Source organism: Pseudomonas retamae, assembly GCF_043496865.1.
Taxonomy (GTDB): Bacteria; Pseudomonadota; Gammaproteobacteria; order Pseudomonadales; family Pseudomonadaceae; genus Aquipseudomonas; species Aquipseudomonas retamae.
The window spans coordinates 338,728-358,864 of sequence record NZ_JBIEIL010000002.1 but is presented as its reverse complement, the minus strand read 5'-3'; the positions used below and the strand labels follow the sequence as shown (position 1 = coordinate 358,864).

Genomic DNA, 20,137 nt, shown 5'->3' with positions numbered 1-20,137 from the left:
TACACTGGGCGAACACCTCTTTTGATCGATGTATACAATTTTCCGCAACAAAAAAGGGCGACTGACAAGTCGCCCTTTTTTTGTTGCTTCACATTACGCCGAGGCGCGCATATCCGGTTTGCCTTGCTGCCCCTGGAGGCGCTTCAGCGTGGCCTGATACATCTTCGTTCGCCGGTGGTTTTCCCCATAGATGCCCGCCGCAGCGACGGTGCCGGCCTGGATGTGATCCAGATAACGGAAGATCTTTCGCGGCGAGAGAAACTTGATGCCATAGCCTAGACCACTCATGCGATCCTGCAGGGCATAACCCGGAACTTGATCATCCATGCAGAAGTGCAGTCCCAGCGATTTCATCAGGCGCGCGTTCCACAGTGTGCAGAAACTTTTCAAATGCGTTTCTTTATAAGGCCGCGGCTGTTTCGAGCGCATGCCCAGATGCAGTTTCGCCCGACGAACATGGTGCTTGCAGAATCGCGAAGTTAACCGCCACGTATCGCGTAGTAACCCGCGGTTGAGTTGTTCGACACAACCCACCGCCGCCATGTCCGGCGACCTGGCGCACTCGTGCATCATCATCCCAAACACTTCCTTGTCGTAGACGAAAGTGTCCGTATGCAGCAAAAACAGATAATCGGTTTCAACTTTCGCCAAGGCCAGATCCAGCGCTTTGCCATGCGCAATATGCCCCGCTTCCTTGCCCGGCGACGGACGCTCGATCAAATTGATCCAGTCCAGCGAGCGCAAGTAATCGAGGCTGGCATCCGCCGAATCGTTATCCACCACCCACACCGGAATGCGCTGCGCCTGAACGTGCTCGCGCAACAGTTCGAGGCACATTCTGGTGATGTCCGGGGTTTTGTAATTGACCAGGACCAGGCTGAAATTCGCTGGCGGCTGGCTGGTTAAATCAAAGGCTTGCATGTCGGAAGGATTCATTCACGGCTCATGACGACAGGGTTCATGAGGCGCGATGCTAGCGAGGGAAGCTTAGGTGAAGCTTAATTTGCGGGTATCGCGTCGCCCGTGGATATGTGGATTGCTGCGGAGCATGAATTCACCGCGAAACCTGTAGGAGTGAGCCTGCTCGCGAAGGCGTCGGTTCAGGCGAATCCTTGGTGGCTGATACACCGCTATCGCGAGCAGGCTCGCTCCTACAGGGGATTTGTGGGTTCCCTCGGAATCAGCGCAATTTAATCCGCAACACCGCAGCGCATTCATCGATCGACCGCTGTTGCGTCTCGGCATACAAGCCTAGCTCGTCGATGGTCGGGCGCCCGAGCGCTTGTTCGAAAGCCTGGCGATTGGAGTGCTCGCCATAGTGCGTCTGCGCGGCATCGCCAAGGTTTGACTGAAAAATCCCCGCTGCACTCACCGGCAGGAAATCTTCGTACACCAGTGGCTCAGCTTTCACATAGCCTTCTCGCAACAAGTCTTCCAGCGAAGACTCAGCGATACCACTCGCCGCTCTGCCTTGTTCCGTAGCGAAATAGCGAAAATACGCCAGCCCCTGCTCGCGCATGCCCTCGACGCTGTCAGGGAATTCGCCAAAGTGCTGAGTCATCAGCGCGTCGTAGCTTGAGGCGTTGCCTTCATTGGGGAATTCGCCCAATTCATCCCGCGCCGCGTTCAGCAAACGGTCATACAGCGCGCGGCCCTTGGGCGTCAGCGCGGCGCCGCGTTGTTCGATCTCGCCGAAGCGCGCGCTGTGACTACCGCGAGTCTGCTGCTGATCGGTGAAGGCGATCGGCTCGTCCAGTGCCTTGAAACTGGTCTGGCGCAGCAGGATCGGACATTGCCGACGCGGGGGGCCTTCAATCACTGCTTTGGGCGTGATGCCATGCTTGGGCATTTGCTCCTGCACGCGGTCGATGTCCAGCGTACGCGGGGTCAGATGGTTGATGTGCGGACCTTTGAAGGCGACCACGTCGGCGATCAAGCGGTGCTGGGCGCTGAGTGTCTGGTATTGCGCGGCGCTGACGGTGGCGCTGTGGTGCCAGCGAAAGGTTTCCAGTGCCTGTAAGACGAATGCCTCGGCCTCGCTTTCATTCAGCCCGCCCGCGGTTTCAGCGTGGGCGATCAGGCGCAGTGCTTGCGGGGTAAAGATAGAACGCCGAGCCAGCACCGATTCGGCAAAGGCGCGCACGCCGGGATCTTCAATCAGCTCCAGGCGCAGCAGCGAGGTGAACACGCGAAACGGGCTGACCTGTAAAGCGTCTTCATGCACTGCGCGAAACGCCGTGGAATGCACCGGCACACCCGCCGGCGTAAGGTCGTAATAGCCCACAGGCTGCATGCCCATCACCGCAAACAGGCGGGCGAGGGTGGCCAGTTCGGTGGCGGTGCCGACGCGGATGGCGCCGTGGCGTTCCATGTCCAGTCGTTCAAATTCTCCGGTGCTGTGCAGTTGCCGGGCTATGTCGGGTTGATTAGCCAGCACATCGCGGTTGGTCTGCTCCACCAACTCCATCAGCGCGCCGTACAGCGGTACTTCTTCGCGATACATGGCGGACATCGCTTTGGAGAAGCGTTGGCGGATCAGGTCGGGGCTGACAAACGGCTGCACGGTCATGAAAAAAATTCCTGCCAAGTCACGGAATGGATAGCAGAAAAGATCGCAGCCTTCGCCCACGCGGGCAAACGAAGAATCCTACGAACTTCATTCTGCCAACGACTGATCCACCAGCTCGATCCAGTGCAATACGCGGGTACGCCCGGCGCTGGCCAGATGGCTCTGGCAGCCGACGTTTGAGGTGACGATCAATTGCGGCCGGCCGCTCTCCAGCGCGTTGAGGCGGTTGTCGCGCAGTTGCCGGGCCAGCACGGGTTGCGTCAGCGAATAGGTGCCCGCCGAGCCGCAACACAAATGGCCGTCCGGTACGGCGGTGAGATTGAATCCGAGACGGGTCAACACCGACTCAACCGCGCCGCCAAGTTTCAGCGCGTGCTGCAAAGTGCATGGGCAATGCACGGCGATGCGTTGTTCGCTGGCGGCGCACACCTGTTCCAGCGGTTCCTGCGCGAGGATCTGCACCAGATCCAGCGTCCGCTCGCTGATCTGTCGCGCCTTGGCCGCATAAGCCGGATCGTTTTCGAGCAAATGCCCATAGTCCTTGATAAACGCACCGCAGCCGCTGGCGGTTTGCACGATCGCTTCGGCGCCGTTGTGCAGATGCGGCCACCACGCATCGATATTTTGCCGGGCGCGATCGAGGCCTTTGGCCTGGGCGTCGAGGTGATAATCCAGCGCGCCGCAACATCCGGCCTCCGCAACCGGAATAACGCTGATGCCGAGTCGATCCAGCACCCGCGCCGTCGCATCGTTGGTGTTCGGCGACAACCCCGGTTGCACGCAACCTTCCAGCAGCAACACGCGGCGCGCATGTCGAGGCACAGGGCGTGAATCGTTGCCTGACACCGGGTGCGGCAGTTTGCTTTCCAGCAAACGCGGCAACAGCGGCCGAAACGTCGCGCCCACCCGCAGCAGGCTTTTGAACACGCGCGGATTCGGCGCCAAGGCCCGCAGGCCCTCCCGCAACAGCCGCTGAGCCGGCGGGCGCGGCACGGCCTGATCGACCACCGCGCGGCCGATGTCGAGCAGGTTGTGATAGTCAACGCCGGACGGGCAGGTGGTTTCGCAATTGCGGCAGGACAGGCAGCGGTCCAGATGCAATTGCGTTTGCGCAGTCGCCGGCGCGCCTTCAAGCACTTGCTTGATCAGATAAATACGCCCGCGCGGGCCATCGAGTTCATCGCCGAGCAGTTGATAGGTCGGGCAGGTCGCGTTGCAAAAACCGCAATGTACGCAGGTGCGCAGAATCTTTTCCGCCTCGGCAGCTCGGGGCAGCTGTCGCGCTTGTTCGCTGAGCGTGGTTTGCATGGCTAGAACTCCGCGTACATCCGCCCGGGGTTGAACAGCCCTTGCGGATCGAGTTGCGCCTTGAGCTGGCGGTGATAGCGCAACAGCGTCGGCGGCAACGGCTGGAACGGTGTGTCACTGGCACCGTGGCTGAAACAGGTGGCATGGCCGCCCAGCGACTGGGCGAGCGCATGAATGTCGGCGCTGGCGGACTTCAACCAGCGTTGCGCGCCGGCCCAGTCGATCAATTGCTCGCCGGGCAGCTCCAGCGGGCCGAGATTGTTCGGCAGCGACAGCCGCCACAACGGCAGGCCTTCATCGAAAAAGGCCAGGCGATGCTCGTTCAGATCACGCCAGAAAGTCGAGTCCAACGGCTCGCCACCGAGGCGTTGATGCGCCGCAGTCACCGAACCCTCGCCACCCTCAAGGCGCAGATACAGACTCTGGCCATCGTGACACGCCGCACTGATCGGCAGCGGTTGCTGACCCCATTCGGCAAGTTTGACCAAGGCACGAGCACAGTCGATATCCAGGCGAATGCTCAGGCACTGGCGCGGTTTGGGCAGGACCTTCAGCGAGACTTCGGTGAGTACGCCAAGGCAACCGAAACTGCCGGCCATCAGCCGTGACAGGTCGTACCCGGCGACGTTTTTCATCACTTCGCCGCCGAAGCGCAAATGCTGACCGAGGCCGGTGATGACCCGCGAGCCGAGCACGAAGTCGCGCACCGAGCCTGACCACGGCCGGCGCGCGCCCGATAAACCGCTGGCGATCATCCCGCCGACGGTGGCGCTGTCGGCGAATGCCGGCGGTTCGCAGGGCAGCATCTGCCCGGCGTTATCCAGCGCCGCCAGCAACTCCGACAATGGCGTCCCCGCACGCGCGGTGATCACCAGTTCGGTCGGTTCGTAGCGCACGATGCCGCAGTGCGCACGAGTGTCGAGTATTTCGCCCGCCACCTCGCGGCCGAGAAACGCCTTGCTGTTGCCCCCCTGGATTTTCAATGGTGTGCGGTTGGCGCGGGCGGCGTTGACCTGATCGAGCAGGGCGCTGGCGCTGTCGAGATCGGTCATCAGAAACGCTCCAGCTCAGGAAACGGCAATTGCCCGGCGTGAATATGCATGGCACCGAATTCGGCGCAGCGATGCAGGGTCGGGATGTTCTTGCCGGGGTTGAGCAGGCCTTTGGGATCGAACGCCGCTTTTACCGCATGGAACAGGCTCAGTTCGTCACTGTTGAATTGTGCGCACATCTGGTTGATTTTCTCGCGGCCAACACCATGCTCGCCGGTAATGCTGCCACCGACTTGCACGCACAGTTCGAGGATCTTGCCGCCCAAGGCTTCTGCGCGCTGCAGTTCGCCCGGTTGGTTGGCGTCGAACAGGATCAGCGGGTGCATGTTGCCGTCGCCGGCATGGAACACGTTGGCAACGCGCAAACCATACGCTTCGGCAAGCGTTGCGATGCCTTGCAGGACACCGGGCAATTCCCGGCGCGGGATGGTGCCGTCCATGCAGTAATAGTCCGGCGACAAACGGCCGATCGCCGGGAAGGCATTCTTGCGTCCGGCCCAGAAACGCACGCGCTCGGCTTCGTCCTGGGCCTGACGCACTTCAGTCGCACCCGCGGCGAACATGACCTCGCGCACACGCTGGCAATCGTCATGCACATCGGCTTCGACGCCATCGAGTTCGCACAGCAGAATGGCTTCGGCCTCGACCGGGTAGCCGGCGTGGATGAAATCCTCGGCGGCGCGGATGGCCAGGTTGTCCATCATTTCCAGGCCGCCGGGAATGATTCCGGCAGCGATGATTTCGGCCACCGCGCGGCCAGCCTTTTCCACTGAATCGAAGCTCGCCAGCAGAACTTTGGCGACTTGCGGTCTGGGCAGCAACTTGACCGTGACTTCGGTGATGATCCCCAGCAGGCCTTCGGAGCCGGTGAACAGCGCGAGCAAATCGAAACCTGCCGAATCCAGGGCCTCGGAACCCAGGGTCAGGCGTTCGCCTTCGATGGTCAGCACTTCGATTTTCAGCAAGTTGTGCACGGTCAGGCCGTATTTGAGGCAATGCACGCCCCCGGCGTTTTCGGCGACATTGCCGCCGATCGAACAGGCGATCTGCGAGGAGGGATCCGGCGCGTAGTACAGGCCAAACGGCGCGGCTGCCTGAGAAATCGCCAGGTTGCGCACCCCCGGCTGAACCCGCGCGGTGCGGGCGGCGGGGTCGATCTGCAGAATATTGTTGAACCGCGCCATCACCAGCAGCACACCCTGTTCCAGCGGCAAGGCGCCGCCGGACAAACCGGTGCCGGCACCACGCGCGACCACCGGAACGTTCTGTGCGTGGCAAAGTTTCAGCAGGCTCTGCACCTGGTCGAGACGCCGGGGCAGGGCGACCAGCATCGGCGTGGTGCGGTAGGCGGAGAGACCGTCGCATTCGTAAGGTTTCAGTTCCTCCTCGCGCCACAGCAGGTCGAGGTCAGGCACGGCCCGTTGCAGTGTCTTGAGCAGTTCCGCCTTGTGCACCTGCGGCAGCGGGCCGTCGAGACGCTCGTCGTAGAGAATGTTCATCTCAGCTCCAGGCCCCGCCGCTGATCGTTCCCGCGCTCCCGCGAGGGAATGCCTCCAGGGACGCTCTGCGTCCAGTGACGCGGAGCGTCACGGGCTGCATTCCCACGCAGAGCATGGGAACGATCAGGACCAGGACGATCAGGGGAAGTTGTCATTGCTGGCTTCCAAGAAACGCCTGATACAGGCGGGCGCTATCCGTCGGTTGCTCGACCATCGGCATGTGCCCGACGTGGTCCCAGACGTCTACACGCAAATTGGCGATGCCCTTGCTCCAGACTGGCACGCTGCTGACGTCGATCAGGCGATCCTTGCGCCCCCACAGCAACAGCGCCGGACAGCGGATCTCGGCCAGTTTCGGCTCCATCGGCGGACTGGCGCGGAAGTCGCGGAAGATTTCTTCCAGCTCATCACGTTGCTGTGCGTAGCGCTGGGCGATGGCGTCGAGCACCACTCTCGGCACCCAGGGCGGCGAGGCCATGGTCATTGCATATAAATAGCGGAACTCTTCCCGCGAGCTGATCAGGAAAGGATTGTGCCCGCGCGCCAGATGCCGCTCCATGTCGCTGGCCTCGGGCGCGGTGACGCCCGCCGGATCGAACAGCGCCAGCGAGGCGATTCGGTCCGGATAAGTTGCCGCCAGCCATGCCGCCAGATAACCGCCCATCGAATTGCCGATCACATGCACCTTTTCCACGCCGCAGACATCGAGCAACTGGATCATGCGCTTGGCCTGCAGCGGAATATCAAAACCGCCGCCGGCCTTGAAGCCGGTTTCACCATGGCCGGGCAAATCCGGAATGATCACCCGATACTGCCGCACAAAATGTCGGGAGAAGCGCAGCCACAGATTCTTGTCGGCGCTGAAACCGTGCAGCATCAGGATCGCACTGGCCGCTTCATACGGCCCGCCCTGCCAGGTCGACACCGTCATCTCGGCAATCGGCACTTCGATCTTGTGCAATTTGTACAACCTGGCCTCGATGGCCATGCTCAGGTCGTACAACCAGTGCCCGACCGCCGGATAACTCAACCAGCTCCAGGCCACGAAAACCGCGAGGGCGACAAACAGCAAAAGCATCGACGTCTTCCTTTTACGTGTTCAGGACAGAATGTGGTCGGCGGGTTTCAGCGCCCGGGTCAAACGGTAATAGCTGAAACTGAAGCCGGGAAACATGGCGATCACATGACCGCTCTGGCTTTGATACCAACTGTGGCAACCACCGGACTTCCACACCGTGCGCTGCATTTCCCGGTGGATCATTGCAGTGTAGGTACGTTCTGCGTCGCGGCGAACTTCGATGCTGCGCAAGCCTTGGTCGCGCACGGTGCGGATGCAATCGATGATGTAGTTCATCTGCGACTCGATGATGAACAGCGCCGAGGTGTGGCCAATGCCGGTGTTCGGGCCGGTGACGATGAACAGGTTGGGAAAGTCCGGCAGGCTGGTGCCCAGATAGGCGCGCGGATATTCGGCCCAGACATCGCTAAGTTGCACGGCGTTTTTTCCGCTGACCGGGTAGGAAATCACCCCGTCGGTGGCGTCGTAACCGGTCGACCAGACGATCAGATCCACCTCGACATGCTCACCGTCTGCGGTGTTGATCCCGGTTTCGTCGATTGACGCGATGCCTTGTTCGCGGCTGTGCAATGTGACGTTCGGGCGGCTGAGCGTCGGGTAGTAAGTACTTGAGACCAGCACGCGTTTGCAGCCGATGGTGAAGTCCGGGACGAGTTTTTCCCGCAACAGCGGGTCCGGCACCTGACGTTTGAGAAAGCGCAGGGCGTGCTGCTGGACCATATTGATCGCCGGTTTCGAGTATTTGAAGGCGATCACGCGGGTTTCGAACTGCCAGTAGATCAGCCAGCGCAGCAGTTTATAAGCGGGTTTGCGGCCAAGCAGCCAGCGTTGTACCGGGCCGAATTGACGATCGACGCGCGGCAGCACCCAATGCGGTGTGCGCTGGAATACGTGCAAATGTTCGACTTGCGGGGCAATCGTCGGAATCACCTGGACTGCGCTGGCGCCACTGCCAACGATGGCCACGCGTTTACCGCGATAGTCGTAGCTGTGGTCCCAGTTGTTTGTATGAAAAGTCTTGCCTTGAAAGCGATCCCGGCCGGGGAATTGCGGGATCACCGGTTGACTCAACGGACCGCTGGCGTTGATCAGAAATTGTGCATGGAAGATGCCTTTGCTGTTGGTATGCACGGCCCAGCGTTTTTCCGACTCGTCCCATTCGACGCGTTCGACATTGGCGTCCAGCTCGACGCGGTCACGTAAACCGAACTGCTTGATGACGTGCTCGGTGTAGCGTCGCAATTCGGCCTGCCCGGCGAACATCTGCGACCAGCGGTAGGGCGCGAACGACAGCGAATACAGCGGTGACGGCACGTCCACCGCGGCACCGGGGTAGGTATTCTGGCACCAGGTACCGCCGAAAAAGTCGCGTCGCTCCAGCAGTCGAAAATCGTCGATCCCGGCCTTGAGCAGGTTGACCGCCGCACACTGGCCGCCAAAACCGCTGCCGATGATCAACACTTGATAGCTGCGCATGGGCCTCCTTCTTATAGTTGTTTTTCCATTTCCCTTCTTTCATGTATAGCCAAATATTTGCCTCGTGCGCGCCTCTGATGTAGCGCCATTCAGCCCGCTGGCCGGTGATGGCTATTTAACGTCGCCCTGATAGACTCCCATCACGTCCGCACAGCGGAGTGCGTGGTCGAGGTCCTTATGGGAAATGCGGGAGGAAAGGGACTTTCATTAGCCAGGAGGCTTTATACGTCGCGAATCCTCGGGCTGTTGCTTGGGCTGCTGTGTGTGTCCGTGGCGATGTATGCGCTGGATCCGCCGCTGTGGGTCTGGGCATTGATGCTGTTCAACGGCCTGGTCTGGCCGCACCTGGCGTTTCAATGGGCGCGCCGCTCCAGCGTTCCCTATCACGCTGAACATCGAAATCTGTTGATCGATGCCTTTTTCGGTGGCTTCTGGGTCGCCGCCATGCATTTCAATCCATTGCCCACGGCAGTGACCATTTCGATGATGGCGATGAACAACGTCGCGATCGGTGGTGCGCGCTTTCTGATGGCAGGCTCTGCAGCGCAATTGCTTGGGGTGTTCGTCGGTCTGGCGGTGTTTGCCCCGGCATTCGTCCCGCAAACTTCGCCTGCGCAGATGTATGCCTGTTTCCCGTTATTGCTGCTGTACCCGTTGGCACTGGGCTGGATCTGCTTTCGTCAGGCCTACAACCTTGGCCGACATAAACGTGAACTGCTCGCCCTGAGCCGCACCGACAGTCTGACCGGGCTGCTCAACCACGGCGCCTGGAAAGACCAGTTGGAAATCGCCTTTCAGCGCTGCAGACGCCAGCAGCAGGGCGCGGCAATTGCGTTGATCGACATCGATCACTTCAAGACGATCAATGACACCTACGGTCATGTCGCGGGCGATATCGTGTTGCGCCAGTTGAGCAAGCTGCTAAAACACAACCTGCGCGCGACGGATGTGGCCGGGCGCTACGGCGGCGATGAATTCTGCGTGATCCTGCCCGAACTGCCGCTGTTCAACGCCGCTCAGGCCATGGAGGCGTTGCGCGAGCGCTTTGCGATTCTGGGTTATGAGCAGAATCCGGCGCTGAAGGTCAGTTTGAGCATTGGCCTGGCGGCTTACGATCCGACGCATGCCGACGCCACACGCTGGCTCAATGAGGCCGATCAGGCGCTGTACGAAGCCAAGGCGAGCGGGCGCAATCGGGTGATCTGCAACTGCGACGAGCAGCCTCGGCAGCCGGTGCTCGACTCCGTCTGAGCGATACACTTCGGTGCCCCAGTGGGAGCGAGCCTGCTCGCGAAGGCGGCCGGCCAGGCGATATCAATGTTGACTGACCTACCGCTATCGCGAGCAGGCTAGCTCCCACAGGGTTTCGTTGCGTTGGTTAGATCAGTGTCGCATCCGGTATAGAGCCTTGCGCCGATGTCGGTTACGGTTAAAGGCCCCGTACGCGAAACAAGGACCGCTTCATGACGTTCTCATTTCCTCGCTCTCTGTTGGCCGCCAGCCTCGGCCTGTCTCTGACCCTCGCTGCCACCGGCGCCTTCGCCGAACCGCACAGGCAAGTGCTCGCCGATGCCGAGCAGTACCAGCCCGAAGCGCTGAAGCTGCTCGAGCGGCTGGTCAATATCGACTCGGGTTCCGGTTACGAACCTGGCCTCAAGCAAGTCAGCGACATCGCCATCGACGAGCTGAAAAAGCTCGGCGCGACGATCGAGTTGGTGCCGAATACGCCGGATAAATCCAACCATGTACTGGCCACGCTGAACGGCACCGGCAAGGCGAAAATCCTGCTGATGGCGCACATGGACACCGTTTTCAAGGAAGGCTCGGCGGCCGAGCGACCGTTTCACATCAAGGATGGCCGCGCATACGGGCCGGGCGTGATGGATGACAAGGGCGGTATCGTCGCCGGGATTTATGCGTTGAAAGTGCTGAAGAACCTTGATTTCAAGGACTACGCGCAAATCACCTTCCTGCTCGACGCCAGCGAAGAAACCGGTTCGGACGTCGCCACCGACCTGATCAAGAAAACCGCCAAACAGCACGACGTTACCCTCAACCTCGAGCCGGGCCGCCCGGCCGATGGTCTGGTGGTGTGGCGCAAGGGCAGCGCGACGGCGCTGGTCGAGGTCAAGGGCAAAGCCGCGCACGCCGGTGTTGCGCCAGAACTGGGGCGCAACGCCGCCATGGAAGCGGCGCACCAGATTCTGCAACTGGGCAAGCTCGGCGATGAACAGAAGAAAACCACCATCAACTTCACCGTGCTCAAGGCCGGCGATCGCACCAACGTGATTCCCGATCAAGCCACCGCCAAGGCTGACGTGCGCGCGGCGGTGCCCGAAGAGTTCGACCGGATCGAAAAGGACCTGGCGCGGGTGTCGCAGGACAAGCTGATTGCTGATACCGAAGTGAAGACTTCTTTGCAGCGCGGCTTGCCGCCGATGCCGCAAACGGCCGAGTCGGATCGCCTGATGGCCATGGCCCAAGGCATTTACGGCGAAATCGGCCGCAAACTGACCGAGGAGGGCAGTGGTGGCGCGGCGGATGCGAGTTTGTCTGCCGGGGTCGGCACACCGACGCTGGATGGCTTCGGCATTGTTGGCGGCAATATCCATACGCCGGAGGAATACGCCGAAGTGGCGAGCGTGGCGCCGCGGATTTATTTGTTGTCGCGGATGATCATGGAGTTGGCCAAGCCGCGGTGAAGGGCGATCGTTCCCACGCTCTGCGTGGGAATGCCTCTACGGACGCTCCGCGTTCGGCTTTGAGCTGGGACGCAGAGCGTCCCGGGCTGCATTCCTTTGCTGCGCGTGGGAACGATCGTTGATGCGGTGAGAGGCTTTTGTTTCGGGCATCACTCCTTGACGCTCATGTACTCCTTGGCCCAGAGAATGTATTCCTCCGGCTGGGTGTAAGTGTGGGTCAATTCCGTCGCGCTGAGGTCCGCGGCCTGAGTGAAGATCTGCCGCTGTTCGCGCAGGCTGTCGTAGGTCGCTTTGATCGCCGCAAAGTAAGCGCCATGCCCGTCGATGGTCACACGCACGCCAAGTTCGGCCAGGCGTTTGTCGTCGCGCAGCGCCGGGTTGCCGTAGGTCACCAGCATCAGCGGCACGGTCAGGTGTTCGGCGATCTGCTCGAGCTGATCGAAATCCTGTACGCCGACCATGCAGATGCCATCGGCGCCTGCCGCTTGGTATTGGCGGGTGCGGCTGATGATTTCCTGGTTGGGCAGGATGCCGGCGTTGGTGCGGGCGATGATGGCCATTTCCGTGTCGACCCGGGCTTCCAGCGCCGCGCGGATCTTGCCGACGCCTTCGGCGACGGTAATAAGGTCGGTGGATTTGCGGCCGAATTGCGCCGGCAGCAGGGTGTCTTCGATGGTCAGGGCGGCGACGCCGGCGCGTTCCAGTTCAACAATGGTACGCATCACATTCAGGGCGTTGCCGTAGCCGTGGTCGGCATCGGCGATCACTGGCAACTGGGCAACGCGACCGATGCGGGTGGCTTGTTCGGCGAATTCGCTGAGGGTGATCAGGGCAAAGTCCGGGGCGCCGAGGACCTGCAACGAGGCCACGGAACCGCCGAGAATGCCCACTTCAAACCCGAGATCGGCGGCGATGCGCGCGGACATCGGGTCAAACACCGAGGCCGTGTGGTAGCAGGTGTCGGAGGCCAGCAACTGACGGAAGTTACGGCGCAAGTCTTGATGAGAAAGCCTGGTCATTCGAGTTCCACCAATACAAAGGAATGGAACGGCTTGAGCAAATGTGTCAACGCCGAAGAATGAAAAGGCTATCACGCGAATGGGTCAATGATCATGACGAATTTGCGCTAGCTGCCTGGTTGACCTGCTGTGTGCTGAAAGGATTTACCTTGGCGGTGGCGATTTTTCAGGCCGCCACCGCCTGTTGCTGTTGATTGCGCAGCATGACCGCCCGCACCGAGTTGCCCGGTTGCAGTTGCAGCCGTTTGGCTGTGGGACGGTCGATTATCAGGCTGCTTCCGGCCCGGCGGGCATGGGCTACGGTGATGCGGCAGTTTTCCAGCCGACGGTTGTGAATCAGCCACAGCGGCGCCTGTTCGTCCGGGCTGCCAAGACTCAAGGTCAGTTCAACGCTGTCACGCACGGTGCGGATATTGCGCAGCGGTGCTTCGATGACCGGACCACCGTCGAAAATGTCGATGTAACCCTTGTGGGCGAAACCTTCGGCCTGAAGGATTTTCAGCGCCGGCTCGGTATTCGGGTGCGCCTGACCTATCGCGGCCTGGGCAGCTTCGGTGAGCATGCAGGTGTAGAGCGGCTGGCGCGGCATCAGTTCGGCGATAAAGGCTTTGTTGCCCATCCCGGACAAGTGGTCGGCATGGCTGAAGTCCATCTGGAAGAAATGCCGACCGAGGCTGTCCCAGAACGGCGAACAGCCTTGTTCGTCGGCGCTGCCGCGCAGTTCGGCGATCATTTTCTCGCCGAACAGGTGCGGGAATTCGGCAGCAAACAGCAAGCGCCCAAGCGAGAGCAGGCGACCATTGCTGCCGTGGCGCTGGTCATGGCTCAGAAACAGCGAGCATAGCTCGGATTGGCCGGTCAGTTCGTTGTTGAGAAACAGCGTCGGGATCTGCCGTCGAATGCCCAGGTCGGGGGCCGAACTCACCGTCAAGCCGACCCGATAGTTGTACCAGGGCTCACGCAGGCCGACCGCACCGGTCATTGCACTGATGCCGACTACGCGCATTTCGTCGTCTTCGAGTACAAACAGGTAGTCGGCGTCGGCGCGTTCCAGCTGTTCGGCAAACGCCCGTTGCGCCCAGCGCACGCGATGGGCCAGGCGCTCCTCATTGGCCGGCAGTGTGGTGAACCCCGGGCCGGCCTGTTGCACCAGGGCCATCAAGGCAGGCAGATCGCTGACTTTCACCGGACGGACAATCATCCTGTAACTCCTTCTGCGCGCCTGATCGGGCGTTGTCGTTGGCTGTGGAACCGGGCAATGTTCACAGGGCAATCAGCCGGATCGGGCTGCCGTTGACCACGTTCAGCGCTGCGCACATGGCCGGGCTGAGGGGCAGCGGTTGATCGGGTTGATAATCAAGCTCGGCGACGATGGCGCGGAAACCCTGCAGTGCATCGTTGCTCAGCAGAAAGCGCCGACGCGCATCGATGTGCGTCTGTTGTTGCACGCAGGCAATCTGGCTGTGGGCGATCGATCGAATGTTGGCCGTGCGCGCGTAAAGGGTTGGGCCAGCATCGAACAGATCGATGTAGCTGTTGGTCTCGAAGCCTTCGCGCTCGAGGATGTCGAACGCCTCCTGACCATCCGGGTGGACGCGACCGATACATTCCTGCGCTGCGGGCGGCAGCATTGGCACGTAGATTGGGTATTGCGGCATCAGTTCGGCGAGAAACCGCCGGCTCTGCAGCCCGCAAAGGCGTTCGGCTTCAGCGTAGGGCAGGTCGAAGAAATGCTTGCCCAGCGCATCCCAGAACGGCGAATGCCCGGACTCGTCGCTGTAACCGACGATTTCGGTGATCACCGCTTCGGCAAAGCGCGGCGCGTGGGCGGCGATGAACAGCAGCCGCGCCCGTGACAACAACTCGGAAAACGGCGTACGCACCAGCGCTGCGTCGATGTGGAAACCGCGCAGCAGGGTGTGATCGTTGAGGTCGTGGCACAGCGACAGCGCCGGCACGCCGTGTTCGATGTTCAGCTCCCGCGATGCGCTGGTGAAATGGCGGTTGCGCAGGCTGTAGAACGGCTCATCGTGGCCGGCGGTGGCGAGGATTTCCGAGCAGCCGCGCAAGCGCTGGCTGTCGAGGTCTTCGAGCACGAAGCAATAGCTCTCCGGGCCATGCGCCGCCGCAGCGCTGGCAAACGAGGCGACGGACGCGTCGATTTTTTCCTGCAGACGTTCACTGTCATCTGGCAGCGAGGTCACGCCCAGCAGGCTGTCGCGGGCCAATTGTTGTAGCTGGGGTAGGTCAGTCTGCTCGATCGGGCGTAAGACCAGCATGGATGTACTCCTGTATCAAAAGGTTCGGCGATGGCGCCGGACCTGACTATCACTGTCGGTTTCCACGCAATAAATCGGCAGTCGCCTGATTCGTTGTCAGACGCTGCTCTTTTTCTTGTCAGCCGTTGCTTGGATCCGGCAGCGCGGTGCTGGCTCCGAGTTTGTTGAGGAAGAACAGGTACACCAGACCCAGGGCAATCCAGATCAGGCCGAGTTTCTGCGCATCGACGCCCATGTTGTACATGATGGCCGCGACGATGATGAAGCCGACCACCGGGCAGAGCAGATGACGCACGATCTGCCCCGACCTCTGCCGACGCCAGTAGTAGTTGATTACCGTCAGGTGCAGCAGCATGAAACCGCTCAGTGCGCCGAAGTTGACCAGCGAGGTCAGGGTGTCGACCGAATTGATGAACAGGTAGCAGATCACCAGCGACAGCACGGCCACCAGATAAATGCTCAGGTACGGCGTGTTGTGTTTCGGGTGCACCTTGGCCAGCACTTTCGGCAATTTGCCGTCACGGGCCATGCCGAACAGCAGGCGCGACACCGCGGCTTGCGAGGTGATGGCCACCGCTACACCCCAGGCCAGCGCCGTAGCCACCGCAGTCAGAGTTGCCAGCCAGCTGCCGGCGGCGAGTTCGGCAATTTCATAGAACGCGGTGTCGGCGGATTTGAAACCCATGCCCGCCGCCAGATCGGTGGCAATCCAGGTTTGCGCAACGAAAATCACCCCCATCACCACCAACGTGATCAGCGCTGCTTTGCCGACGCTCTTGCCTGGGTCACCCTTGATTTCTTCGGCGAGGGTAGAGATGGCGTCAAAGCCGAGGAACGACAGCACGGCAATCGACACGGCTTGCATCAACAGGGCGAAATTGAACGTTTCAGGGTGGTACAGCGGAGCCAGCGTCAGCTCGCCGTTGCCGCCGCCGGTGTGCAGGGCATTCCATGCGTAGAACAGGAAAACCCCCAGCACCACCAGTTGCGCCAGCAGAAAGATGATGTTCATGCGCGCGGTAAAGGTGATGCCGCGCAGGTTGACGAAGGTCGCACTGACCAGAAATGCCAGAATGAAGCCGACCTTCGGAATGTCCGGATACAAATGGTTTAACGCCATCGCCGCATAAACGTAAAGCAGCGGCGGAATCAGCAGGTAATCGAGCAGCATCAGCCAGCCGGCGATGAACCCGACGTGTTGATTCAGCCCGCGTTGCGCATAGGAGTACACCGAGCCGGCGATCGGAAAGGCCTTGGCCATGCTGCCGTAGCTCAGCGCGGTAAACAGCATCGCCACCATGCCGATGATGTAGGCCAGCGGCACCATGCCCGGCGCCTCGGCGTTGACATAGCCATACACACCGAACGGGGCGATGGGGATCATGAAGATCATCCCGTACACCACCAGATCGGTCAGCGTCAGGCTACGTTTCAACTCTTGCTTGTAGCCGAATTGTTCAATTTCCATGAAGCCTACCTCCTTGTCAGCCAATCGGTCGTTTTAGTTGTTTTCGGTCCGTCGTTTACAGCGTTAGCGGTGTTTCGTTACAGCGATTCTGACTACAGCAAGGGTGCGAGGTAACCGGCCCAGCGCGACACGGCTTCAGGGCTGCGCAGCAAGTCGTTGCGCACCTCGATCAGCACCGAGTCGAGGCCACGCGCATCGCCATGCACTGGCACGGTCATGTCGCCCAGCGGGTCAATGCGGTACGGCTGATTGCCGGCCACTTTCAACGGATGCGCCTGGAGCCCGTCGAGCAGGCGCTGCGCATAGGCCCTGGCCTGGCCGAACAGCACGCCGACTTCCAGCGTTCGCGGCTGGCCGTAATACACCGGGGTGAAACTGTGAATGCCGACCACGCGCACAGGTTGCCCTTGGGCAATGCGTTCGTCGATCAACGTTTGCAAACGCGCGTGGAACGGTTTGAACAGCATCTGCCGGCGGTACTCGCGAGTGGCTTCGTCGAGTTCGCGGTTGCCTGGCACCTGATAGATCTCGCTGTGCGCCGGAATGCTGTCGGCGGCATGCCGCGGCCGGTTCAGGTCGATCAGCAGTCGTGAGTAATTGGCACTCAGCAAGGTGGCGCCCAGTTGCTCGGAGAGCCGTTCGGCCAATTGCAGAGCGCCGATGTCCCAGGCGATGTGTTCCTGTGCAGCAGCATCGTCCAGGCCCAGGTTGTTCAGGGCGGCAGGGATGTAACGGCTGGCGTGTTCGCACACCAGAATCAACGGGTGTGGCGAATGCTCGCGGATCAGGTTGTAGGCCGGTCGGGTGTACAACCCCAGCTCGGTGGATTCAGTACAGGCGTGCATAGTGCTCACACAAGTCAGCGGGCGAGAGCTGTTCCGTCAGCGCCAGTTCCTCGGTTTTCAGGGCGTAATACGTATCGAGCAATGGCTTGGGCAGCCATTCGGTGAACGCGGGGCTGTTGCGCAGGCAATCCAGCGCCTTGGCCAGCGAGGCGGGCAGGGCGACGATGCCCCGGGCCTTGCGTTGCTCGTCGTTGAGTGAGTCGGGAATTTCATCGGTAATCGCGTTCAGCGCCAGACGCTGTTCGATGCCCAGCCGTCCGGCGACCAGCAGTGCGGCCATGGCCAGATGCGGCGAGGCAGTGGCGTCCATGGCGCGAAATTCAATATTGAACTGCCGGGCCACGGACTTGCCGCCCACGCCCACGGTCGGGCAGATGCGCAGCGCGGCTTCGCGGTTTTGCTGACCCAGGCACGCGTAGGACGCGCTCCAGTGATGCGGCTGCAGGCGCTCGTAGGACACCGGTGTCGGCGCGGTGAACGCACACAGCGCCGGCAGATAATGCAGGATCCCCGCCGCCCAGTGCTGACCTAAGCCCGACAGACCGTTGCTGGTGCCGGCGTCATAAAGCATTGGCTGGCCGTCCAGATCGAGCAGGCTGACGTGCAGATGCACACCGTTACACACTGCGTCGGCCTGGGTTTTCGGCGCAAAGCTCAAGTCGAGGCCCAGTTGCCGGGCGATCTCGCGGCTGATCTCGCGCACGTTTACCGCGCGATCAGCCGCCGCCACGCCGAGGGCCGGGCGACAGGTGACTTCGTACTGGTGCTTGCCGTACTCGGGCAGAAACATCTCCGGCTCGACCCCGCCGGCGCGCAGGGCACTGAGCAGCCAGCCGCCGAACTCGGCGCCCTGACGCTGGGCCTGGAGCGAGAATGCCAGATGCTCGGCGGACCCGGCGTGCAGGTTGAATTCGTGTTCGAACGCCGCGTTGACCTGCAGGCCCAACACATCGCGATAGCGTTCGATTTCGTCACGCAATAACGTGCGCGGGCAGGCGCCCCACGGGCGGCCGTCGCTCTCGCGGATATCGCCGTGGATGAAGTCCAGCGCCGGGGCAGTTGCGTCCGGGCCGTTGCTGACGGTGACACGGCTGTTCAGATCAGGAATCAGCCGCAAGTCACCGTAGGCGCCCCACGGATTGCTCGAAGCGATGATGTCCTGTGGGGTCAGCGCACTGTTGGCCGGGACCCAGCCGCAGCCGGCAGCCAGGTAATGCTCCAGTTCATCGGTAGGAAACGAGCGGCCGCGGGTAATGCCGATAAGATCGGTGGTGACCACTGTGGTCATCGGCAGCGGCGTCAGGCGCGCGCTCATGCCTGCATCTCCTGCAACCGGCCGAGTACGGTATTGGTGTCGGTGATCCAGCAGTAACCCTTGATCGCATTCAGGCAGGCGTGATGGCGTTCGGCGCTGTAGGTGGCGCAGGCATCTTCTACCAGCGTGACCAGATAACCGCGGTCGGCGGCGTCGCGCACAGCCATGTCGACGCATTGGTCGGTGACGATGCCGGCAATGATCAAGTGGCGGGTTTCGAGGTTGCGCAGAAGGTAGTCGATGTTGGTCGAGTTAAACACGCCGGAGGAGGTTTTCGGCAGAACGATTTCATTTTCCGCCGGGGTCAGTTCAGCAATGATCTGCGCCTGTGCGCTGCCTTTGGGCAGGTGCATATCCGACAATTTGTGATCCAGCGAGCGGTCGCGGCCGTCCGCGGTCAGGCTTTCGATGATCGTGTGCACAACGTTCTGCCGCGCTTCACGAAAGGCTGCGAGCAAGCGTTGCTGGTTGGGCACCACCTGAGTGCGCGTGCGGCTGAGGAAATACTCGGCGTCAGGTTCCGCCAGATGTGCTTCGAACTGCGGTTCGAGCCAGGCGCGCTGCATGTCCACCAGCAACAGTGCGGTGTGGTCATTGGCAAACGGCAAGTCCCGCGGTGAGCGATGGGGAAGGCTGAACATCCTTATTTATCCTCCAGCAAATGGGTGTTGAAGTCGTTGCGCAGGGCATCGATGCCTTCCAGGCGATCGGCCAGATTCTCGGTGCGCAATGTCAGGCAGGCAATCAGCGCCTCGACCTGCGCCAGCGCCGGGACCATGGTGTCGAACGGTGACGCCGATTCAACCGGGGCGGTAATGATCAGGTCGGCCAGTTCACGCAGTGGCGAGGCATAAATATCGGTGAACAACACCACGCGGGCGTTGTTGTTTTTTGCGGCACTGGCGACGCGCAACGCCTGGGTCTGGTAGCGGCGATAGTCGAACAGCAACACCACGTCCTGGCGTTGCAGCTCGAACAGGCGATCGGGCAGTTGCGCGTTGTCCTCGAGCGCAAAGCAACCGGGGCGCAACAGGCGCAAGTGATTGAGCAGATAGGTGGCCATCAGGCTGCTGAAGCGCCCGCCAAAACAGTACACCTGATGACGCGCATCGAGCAGCCAGTCGGTAAGGATGCGCACGTCTTCCGGTTGCGTCAGCGATTGAGTTTCCACCAGCAGGCGATGGCTGTCGCCCAGGTAGTGGCTCCAGGCGTCGTCCTTGTGCTGCTGGGCGCGCGGTTGCAACAGGGTGCGCGGCGAGCGCAGGCGATGGTCCATGTCGCTGAGCAGGGCATCCTGAAATTCGGCATATCCGCCGAAACCGAGTTTTTTCACCAGACGCACGATGGTCGGATCGCTGACACCCGCGCGTTCAGCCAGTCGCGCCATTGGCCCCAGGCCATTACGCGGGTACTGATCAAGCAAGGCGCGAACGACTTTACGCTCCGACGGCGTAAGATCCAGGCCGGGCTCGGTGATCAGGTCTCTGAGAGGGGGCATCCGGGCTCCTGCTGGATGGGGGGTGTTGA

At 61.2% G+C, this 20,137-nt stretch carries 17 protein-coding genes; 2 read left to right on the top strand and 15 right to left on the bottom strand.

Translation table 11 applies throughout. The features are described 5' to 3' along the window. Nucleotides 1–93: 93 nt before the first annotated feature. The 7 genes from ACGSLL_RS04775 to ACGSLL_RS04745 form a co-directional block, all read right to left on the bottom strand. Nucleotides 94–921 carry a glycosyltransferase family 2 protein gene (locus ACGSLL_RS04775; protein ID WP_394503818.1) on the bottom strand — a complete coding sequence of 276 codons (828 nt, stop codon included), beginning with the start codon at nucleotides 919–921 and terminating at the stop codon, nucleotides 94–96. Between the two features lie 259 nt (nucleotides 922–1,180). Then, nucleotides 1,181–2,569: a 2-oxoadipate dioxygenase/decarboxylase HglS gene (gene hglS, locus ACGSLL_RS04770; RefSeq protein WP_394503668.1), complete on the bottom strand. Its 1,389-nt coding sequence runs from the start codon at nucleotides 2,567–2,569 to the stop codon at nucleotides 1,181–1,183. A gap of 87 nt (nucleotides 2,570–2,656) precedes the next feature. After that, on the bottom strand, nucleotides 2,657–3,877 hold the full coding sequence (gene glcF, locus ACGSLL_RS04765) for a glycolate oxidase subunit GlcF (RefSeq protein ID WP_394503666.1): 1,221 nt from the start codon (nucleotides 3,875–3,877) through the stop codon (nucleotides 2,657–2,659). A gap of 2 nt (nucleotides 3,878–3,879) precedes the next feature. Beyond that, nucleotides 3,880–4,929 carry a glycolate oxidase subunit GlcE gene (glcE, locus tag ACGSLL_RS04760; RefSeq protein WP_394503664.1) on the bottom strand — a complete coding sequence of 350 codons (1,050 nt, stop codon included), beginning with the start codon at nucleotides 4,927–4,929 and terminating at the stop codon, nucleotides 3,880–3,882. After that, the gene (gene glcD, locus ACGSLL_RS04755) at nucleotides 4,929–6,428 is read right to left on the bottom strand and encodes a glycolate oxidase subunit GlcD (protein ID WP_394503662.1); all 1,500 of its coding nucleotides are present in this window, start codon (nucleotides 6,426–6,428) and stop codon (nucleotides 4,929–4,931) included. Before glcD ends, glcE begins: the two co-directional genes overlap by 1 nt. A gap of 151 nt (nucleotides 6,429–6,579) precedes the next feature. Beyond that, nucleotides 6,580–7,506: an alpha/beta fold hydrolase gene (locus ACGSLL_RS04750; protein WP_394503660.1), complete on the bottom strand. Its 927-nt coding sequence runs from the start codon at nucleotides 7,504–7,506 to the stop codon at nucleotides 6,580–6,582. Nucleotides 7,507–7,527: 21 nt separating this feature from the next. After that, nucleotides 7,528–8,982, bottom strand: a complete 1,455-nt coding sequence (locus tag ACGSLL_RS04745; RefSeq protein ID WP_394503658.1) for a flavin-containing monooxygenase — start codon at nucleotides 8,980–8,982, stop codon at nucleotides 7,528–7,530. 177 nt (nucleotides 8,983–9,159) lie between these two features. On the opposite strand from ACGSLL_RS04745, the gene ACGSLL_RS04740 reads away from it, so the two are divergent. After that, nucleotides 9,160–10,233, top strand: a complete 1,074-nt coding sequence (locus tag ACGSLL_RS04740) for a diguanylate cyclase (RefSeq protein WP_394503656.1) — start codon at nucleotides 9,160–9,162, stop codon at nucleotides 10,231–10,233. Nucleotides 10,234–10,445: 212 nt separating this feature from the next. After that, a complete protein-coding gene (locus tag ACGSLL_RS04735) occupies nucleotides 10,446–11,684 on the top strand; it encodes a M20/M25/M40 family metallo-hydrolase (protein ID WP_394503654.1) in 1,239 nt (412 codons plus the stop codon). Between the two features lie 149 nt (nucleotides 11,685–11,833). Here the strand turns inward: ACGSLL_RS04735 and ACGSLL_RS04730 are convergent, their stop codons facing one another. The 8 genes from ACGSLL_RS04730 to ACGSLL_RS04695 form a co-directional block, all read right to left on the bottom strand. Beyond that, the gene (locus tag ACGSLL_RS04730; protein ID WP_024012471.1) at nucleotides 11,834–12,703 is read right to left on the bottom strand and encodes an isocitrate lyase/PEP mutase family protein; all 870 of its coding nucleotides are present in this window, start codon (nucleotides 12,701–12,703) and stop codon (nucleotides 11,834–11,836) included. Between the two features lie 166 nt (nucleotides 12,704–12,869). Continuing rightward, entirely contained in the window at nucleotides 12,870–13,904 is a 1,035-nt protein-coding gene (gene astA, locus ACGSLL_RS04725; RefSeq protein ID WP_394503652.1) for an arginine N-succinyltransferase, read from the bottom strand. A 61-nt stretch (nucleotides 13,905–13,965) separates the two neighbouring features. Beyond that, nucleotides 13,966–14,982: an arginine N-succinyltransferase gene (locus ACGSLL_RS04720; RefSeq protein WP_394503650.1), complete on the bottom strand. Its 1,017-nt coding sequence runs from the start codon at nucleotides 14,980–14,982 to the stop codon at nucleotides 13,966–13,968. Between the two features lie 118 nt (nucleotides 14,983–15,100). Then, complete coding sequence (locus ACGSLL_RS04715) at nucleotides 15,101–16,450, bottom strand: APC family permease (RefSeq protein WP_394503648.1); 1,350 nt, start codon at nucleotides 16,448–16,450, stop codon at nucleotides 15,101–15,103. Nucleotides 16,451–16,542: 92 nt separating this feature from the next. Further along, entirely contained in the window at nucleotides 16,543–17,295 is a 753-nt protein-coding gene (locus tag ACGSLL_RS04710; protein WP_394503645.1) for an N-formylglutamate amidohydrolase, read from the bottom strand. Continuing rightward, complete coding sequence (locus ACGSLL_RS04705; protein ID WP_394503643.1) at nucleotides 17,279–18,610, bottom strand: type I glutamate--ammonia ligase; 1,332 nt, start codon at nucleotides 18,608–18,610, stop codon at nucleotides 17,279–17,281. The genes ACGSLL_RS04710 and ACGSLL_RS04705 overlap by 17 nt, the downstream gene beginning before the upstream one ends. Then, complete coding sequence (locus tag ACGSLL_RS04700) at nucleotides 18,607–19,251, bottom strand: cysteine hydrolase family protein (RefSeq protein ID WP_394503640.1); 645 nt, start codon at nucleotides 19,249–19,251, stop codon at nucleotides 18,607–18,609. Before ACGSLL_RS04700 ends, ACGSLL_RS04705 begins: the two co-directional genes overlap by 4 nt. A 2-nt stretch (nucleotides 19,252–19,253) precedes the next feature. After that, complete coding sequence (locus ACGSLL_RS04695; RefSeq protein ID WP_394503638.1) at nucleotides 19,254–20,108, bottom strand: MurR/RpiR family transcriptional regulator; 855 nt, start codon at nucleotides 20,106–20,108, stop codon at nucleotides 19,254–19,256. Nucleotides 20,109–20,137 lie beyond the last annotated feature (29 nt).